The organism is Paenibacillus sp. (genome assembly GCF_035645235.1).
Lineage (GTDB): Bacteria > Bacillota > Bacilli > Paenibacillales > YIM-B00363 > Paenibacillus_AE.
The window spans coordinates 1-6057 of the sequence record NZ_DASQMZ010000013.1; the positions used below are offsets into that span (position 1 = coordinate 1).

Annotated in this window: 6 protein-coding genes; all 6 read right to left on the reverse strand. The window is 64.3% G+C overall.

Annotated features, from left to right (window positions below):
* Nucleotides 1–743: argininosuccinate synthase (locus VEZ38_RS01060; protein ID WP_324891067.1), on the reverse strand; the 743-nt coding region annotated here is incomplete at its 3' end.
* A 56-nt stretch (nucleotides 744–799) separates the two neighbouring features.
* A complete protein-coding gene (gene argF, locus VEZ38_RS01065) occupies nucleotides 800–1705 on the reverse strand; it encodes an ornithine carbamoyltransferase (RefSeq protein ID WP_414694634.1) in 906 nt (301 codons plus the stop codon).
* 97 nt (nucleotides 1706–1802) lie between these two features.
* Nucleotides 1803–2996: an aspartate aminotransferase family protein gene (locus VEZ38_RS01070; protein WP_324891070.1), complete on the reverse strand. Its 1194-nt coding sequence runs from the start codon at nucleotides 2994–2996 to the stop codon at nucleotides 1803–1805.
* Between the two features lie 13 nt (nucleotides 2997–3009).
* Nucleotides 3010–3834 carry an acetylglutamate kinase gene (gene argB / locus VEZ38_RS01075; RefSeq protein WP_324891072.1) on the reverse strand — a complete coding sequence of 275 codons (825 nt, stop codon included), beginning with the start codon at nucleotides 3832–3834 and terminating at the stop codon, nucleotides 3010–3012.
* 16 nt (nucleotides 3835–3850) lie between these two features.
* Nucleotides 3851–5077, reverse strand: a complete 1227-nt coding sequence (gene argJ / locus VEZ38_RS01080; RefSeq protein ID WP_324891074.1) for a bifunctional glutamate N-acetyltransferase/amino-acid acetyltransferase ArgJ — start codon at nucleotides 5075–5077, stop codon at nucleotides 3851–3853.
* Between the two features lie 67 nt (nucleotides 5078–5144).
* The coding region (argC, locus tag VEZ38_RS01085; protein WP_324891076.1) for an N-acetyl-gamma-glutamyl-phosphate reductase at nucleotides 5145–6057 on the reverse strand (913 nt) is incomplete at its 5' end.

Below are 6057 nucleotides of genomic sequence, written 5' to 3' on the forward strand. Positions count from 1 at the left end.
TCGAGCGGCGACAGCTCCGTGCCGTTGATCGCCACGCAGCAGCCTTGCTTGAACGTCAGCTCGATATATTCCGCCTCGTCCGGCGCGAGCTCCGGATCGACGCTCATGACGTACATGTCGCGCACGTCCTCGCGCGTCGCGTCGAACCACGGATCCTCCAGCATGCCGCTCTCGAACGAGATGTGCAGCAGGTTGCGGTCCGTCGAATACGGCTTCGCCGCCGACGCCTTGACCGGAATGCCGTGCTTCTCGGCGTATTCGATCATCTCCGCGCGGCCCGGGAACTGCGCCCGGAACGCCTCGTCCCGCCACGGCGCGATGACCTCGAGCTCGGCCGCGAGCGCCGCCGCCGTCAATTCGAAGCGCACCTGGTCGTTGCCCTTGCCCGTCGCGCCGTGCGCGATCGCCGTCGCGCCTTCCGCCTTCGCGATCTCGACCATGCGCTTGGCGATGAGCGGACGCGCGATCGACGTGCCGAGCAGGTATTGCCCTTCATAGAGAGCTCCAGCTTGGAACATCGGGAAAATGAAATCCTTCGCGAACTCCGCGCGCAGGTCCTCGATATACACCTTGGACGCGCCCGTCTTCAGCGCCTTCTCCTCGAGGCCGTCGAGCTCGTCGCCTTGGCCGATATCCGCCGTGAAGGCGATGATTTCGGCGTCGTACGTCTCTTTCAACCAGGTAAGAATGACCGACGTATCGAGACCGCCCGAATACGCCAACACGATTTTTTGCTTGGACATGTGCCGCTAATCCACCCTTCGATCTTCTTCGTTCCCGTCTATCCCTAATGGTACCCTTAACCCATCAGCGCCGCAAGAATCGCCTTCTGCGCGTGGAGCCGGTTTTCCGCTTGGTCGAACACGACCGAATGGTCGCCGTCGATGACCTCGGCCGTTACCTCTTCGCCGCGATGCGCCGGCAAGCAATGCAAGAATAAGTAGTCATGCTTCGCGTACTGCGTCAGCTCCGCGTTCACTTGGAACGTTTTGAACGCCTGCTCGCGCTCCTGCTGCTCCGCCTCCATGCCCATGCTCGCCCACACGTCCGTATAGACGACGTCCGCTTCTTCGATCGCTTCCTTCGGGTCGTAGTGGAACGTGTATTTGCCGCCGGAGGCCGCCGCCGCTTCGCGCGCGATTTCCGCGACTTCCGCGTCGGGCTCGTAGCCGGCCGGGCTCGCGACCGCGATGTGCAGCCCCAGCTTCGCCGCGCCGACCATGAGCGAATGCACCATATTGTTGCCGTCGCCGATGTACGCGATCTTCAGCCCCTCGAGCTTGCCCTTCTTCTCGAGGATCGTCATGTAGTCCGCCATCGCCTGACACGGGTGCGACAGGTCGGTCAGGCCGTTAATGACCGGCACCGTCGCGTTGCGCGCCAACTCTACAACGTTCTTATGCGCGAACGTGCGGATCATGATGCCGTCGACGTATCGAGACAGCGTACGCGCCGTATCGGCGATCGTCTCCCCGCGTCCCAGCTGAATGTCGTTCTTCGATAGAAAGAGCGCATTGCCGCCGAGCTGCGTCATGCCGACCTCGAACGAGACGCGCGTCCGGGTGGACGACTTCTCGAAAATCATCGCCAGCGTCTTCCCGGCGAGCGGCTGGTACGCCTCGCCCGCCTTTTGCTTGCGCTTGAGCTCGATGCCGAGCTCGAGCAGCTGCTTGATTTCCTCCGTCGTGTAATCGGCTAACGCCAAGAAATCTCTGCCTTTAAAAGGGTTCGACGTCGTCTTCGGATGCGCTTCGCCGGCCGGCGAAGACCCTACTGCCGTTTCCAAATCGCCCCTCTCCCCTCTATGCGTAGATACCGTCCTTCGATTCCGCCGCGATCAAGCCCGCGAGCGTATCGAGGCCTCGGTTCCATTGTTCTTCCTCGATCGTGAGCGCCGGCAGCAGCCGAAGCACGTTCGGCCCCGCCGTAATGACGAGCAATCCCGCCTCCTGCGCCTTCGTTACGATGCCGGCGACCGGCGCCGCCATCTCGATGCCGAGCAGCAGTCCGCGTCCCCGCACCTCGACGAGCCCCGGCACCCCGCTGAGCGCGCTCCGCAGCCGCTCCGCGCCTTGCTCGCCGAGCCGCTTCGCCCGCGCCGGAATGCCTTCCTTCTCCATCGTCTCGAGCGTGGCGAGCGCCGCCGCGCAGGCGATCGGCGTGCCGCCGAACGTCGAGCCGTGAGAGCCCGCCGAGAAGCCGTCGCTTAGATAAGCCTTGCCAAGCATCGCGCCCATCGGGAAGCCGCTGGCGAGTCCCTTCGCGAGCGTGATAATGTCCGGTTCCGCGTCGAATTGCTCGTAGGCGAAGAACGTCCCCGTCCGGCCGATGCCGGTCTGGATTTCGTCCGCGATGAGCAGCAGCCCGTGCTCCGCGCACAGCGACTTTACCGCCGCGACGAAATCCGGAGACGCCGGACGCACGCCGCCTTCGCCCTGCACGAATTCGAGCATGATCGCCGCCGTCTTATCGGTGATCGCCGACTTCAAGCCGTCGACGTCGTTGTAATCGACATGCACGAAGCCGGTCGGCAGCGGATCGAAGCCGTCCTTTACCTTATCCTGCCCCGTCGCCGTCAGCGTCGCGAGCGTCCGTCCGTGGAACGAATTGCGGAACGTAATAATTTCATAACGGTTATTGCCGAGCACCTTCCGGTGGTAGCGCCGCGCCAGCTTGATCGCCGCCTCGTTCGCCTCCGCGCCGCTGTTGCAGAAGAACGCGAGGTCCGCGCAGGACAGCCGGGCGAGCAGCGCCGCCAGCCGCTCCTGCCCCGGAATTTCAAACAGGTTGGAGACGTGCCACAGCTCGTCGAGCTGCCGCTTGAGCGCTTCCAACACCGGCTCCGGCGCATGGCCGAGGTTCGCTACGGCGATGCCGCTCATCAAATCAAGATATTCCTTGCCCGCTTCGTCCCATACCCGGCTGCCCTTGCCCTTCACGAGCCGGATCGGGAAACGTCCGTAATTCGGAAACAGCGCTTCTTTGCCCGTCGTCATCGTCGCCGCCCCCTTACGCCTTAGCGGCGGTCGGTTCCGCCACGATCGTCGTGCCGATCGGCTCGCCACGCAGCACCTTGCCGAGGACGCCCGTCTCCGAGCCGTTCACGATGACGACTTCGTTGACGCCGCCGCCGAGGCATTTGAGCGCTGCCTTCACCTTCGGAATCATGCCGCCGTAAATTTCGCCGCTGTCGATCATCGCCTGAATTTGGCTCGGCGTCACCTTCGGCAGCACCTGCTTCTCGCCGTCTACCGTGCCCGCGATGCCCGCCACGTCGGTCACGACGATGAACGGCCCCGCGCCGAGGCTCGACGCGACCGCGCCAGCCGCCGTGTCGGCGTTAATGTTGTACCGCTGGTTGTCGACCCCGAGGCCGACCGGCGCCACGACCGGGATATAGCCGGCCGCGAGCATCGCGTTCAGCAGCTCCGCGTTGACCTCCGTCACCTCGCCGACGTAGCCGAGCCGAGCCGCGTTCGCCACCGGCTCCGCCGTGAGCAGCCGCCCGTCGGTGCCGGAGAGGCCGACGGCCTTCGCGCCGTTCTGCGACAAGCGGCGCACGATCTCCTTGTTGATCTTGCCCGCCAGCACCATCTCCGCCACGTCGAGCACTTCCGCGCTCGTGCGGCGCAGGCCGTCGACGAATTCCGTGTGAATGCCGAGTTTATTCAAAGCTTGCGAAATCGCCGGCCCGCCGCCGTGCACGATGACCGGCTGGCGCCCTTCCTTCTGGAATGCCGCCAGTTCCGCGAAGAACGCGTTCGGGAGCGCCGCCAGCGTGCTTCCGCCGCATTTGATCACGAACGTGTTGCCTTTCCCCGTTGCTTCTCCCATGTTCGCAGCTCCTCTCTTACGTCCGATACGATGCGTTGATCTTTACATAATCGTATGTCAAGTCGCAGCCCCACGCCGTCGCCCTGCCCGCGCCGCCGTGCAGGTCTACGTGAATCGTCACTTCGTTGCCGTCCAAATATTCCTTCGCCGCCGGTTCGTCGAACGGAACCGGAGCGGAGCCCTTCAGCACCGGGATATCCCCGAGGCGAATGTCCACCGTGTTCGGATTCATCGGAACGCCCGCGCGGCCCGCCGCGGCGATGATCCGGCCCCAGTTCGCGTCGGAGCCGTACACGGCCGACTTGACGAGGTTCGAGCCGACGATCGTCTTCGCGATCGCGCGCGCGTCGTAGTCGGTGCTCGCGCCGACGACGTTCACCTCGATCAGCTTCGTCGCGCCTTCGCCGTCTCGGGCGATCTCCTTCGCGAGCGTCTCCGCCACATGCCGGAACGCCGCCGCGAACGCTTCCCAGTCCGGATGGTTCGGCCCGAGCGGCGCGTTGCCCGCGAGGCCGCTCGCCATCGCCACGACCATATCGTTCGTGCTCGTGTCGCCGTCGACCGTAATCATGTTGAACGTCACGTCGGTCGCATTGCTGAGCAGCATTTGCAGGCAGCCGGGCTCCAGCTTCGCGTCCGTCGTAATAAAACCGAGCATCGTCGCCATGTTCGGATGGATCATGCCCGAGCCTTTGGCCGCGCCTGCCACCGACACCGTCTTGCCGTCGACCGTCAGCGTGACGCAAATCGACTTCTGTACGAGATCGGTCGTCATGATCGCTTGGCAGAAGTCGTCCCCGCCTTCCGTCGACAGCTTCGTTCGCAGCTCCGGAATCCCGCGGTACAGCTTCTCCATCGGCATCGGCACGCCGATGACGCCCGTCGACGTCACGCCGACGTAATGCTCCGGCACGCCGAGCGCTTCGGCGAACTTCGCGCGCATGTCGCGCGCGTCCCGGTCGCCCTGCTCGCCCGTGCAGGCGTTCGAGTTGCCGCTGTTGACGAGCACCGCCTGCAGCTGGCCGGACCGCGCCAGCGACTCCTTCGTCACCGTCAGCGGCGCCGCGACGACGACGTTCGTCGTGAAGACGCCCGCCGCGTCCGCCGGCACGTCGCAGACGATGGCGCCAAGATCGTAGCGCTGCACTTTCTTAATCCCGCAATACACGCCGCCCGCTCGAAACCCTTTCGGCGTCGTGATCGACCCCTCGGTCGCTATCGTAAACCCGCTGTGCCCGGCCATGCCGTTCTGCCTCCCCATTCGTTCGGTTCCATGATTTTTCCTCGTATTGCCGACGCCTCGCTAACGACTATGGATACGCCGGGGCGAGCCGCAGCCCCAGATCCTCTTCCCAGCCCATCATCAGGTTCAGGTTTTGGATCGCCTGCCCCGCCGCGCCCTTCACCAGGTTGTCGGTCGCGGCGAGAATCGTCACGCGCTTCGTGCGCGGGTCCACCGAGAAGCCGATATCGCAAAAGTTCGATCCCCACACTTCCTTCGTCGCGGGCCATTGGCCTTTGCCCCGGATGCGTACGAACTTCCGCCCTTCGTAGTAGTTGCGGTACAGCTCGATCCAAGCGTCGTCGGAGAGATACCGATCGTCGGCGATCGACGCGTACATCGTGCAGAGGATGCCTCTCGTCATGGGCACCAGATGCGTCGTGAACGTCACCGTCACCGGCGCGCCGGCCCGTTCGGACAACACCATCTCGATTTCCGGGATATGCTGATGCTTGTTGACCTTGTAGGCCTTAAAGTTTTCGTTGATTTCCGAATAGTGTACGCCGACGCTAAGGCCCCGGCCCGCTCCGGACACGCCCGATTTTGCGTCGATAATGATCGAGCCCGCATCGATGACGCCGGCCTCCACCGCCGGAATGAGCCCGAGCATCGACGTCGTCGAATAGCAGCCCGGGTTCGACACGAACGCCGCGCCGCGCACCCGATCCGGAAAGACGTCCGCCAGGCCGAACACCGCTCGGTCGAGCGCATCCTGCGGCGGCGCTTCGTGCTTATACCACGTCTCGTACGCCGCTCGATCCTTCAAGCGGAAGTCGCCCGACAGGTCGATCACCGTCAGCCCCGCGTCGAGCAGCTGCGGCACCAGCTTGCCGCTGACGCCGGACGGCGTCGCGGTGAAGACGACATCGGCCTTCTCGCGAATCGCGGCCGGATCGACGGCGTCGAGCGTATCGACCGGCAGCAGCCCCTGCAAATGCGGA

Excerpts from the sequence above, each read along its gene's own strand:
- VEZ38_RS01070 (WP_324891070.1), bottom strand. The coding sequence starts at position 2,996 with ATGACGACGGGCAAAGAAGCGCTGTTTCCGAATTACGGACGTTTCCCG.
- argJ (WP_324891074.1), bottom strand. The coding sequence starts at position 5,077 with ATGGCCGGGCACAGCGGGTTTACGATAGCGACCGAGGGGTCGATCACG.
- argB (WP_324891072.1), bottom strand. The coding sequence starts at position 3,834 with ATGGGAGAAGCAACGGGGAAAGGCAACACGTTCGTGATCAAATGCGGC.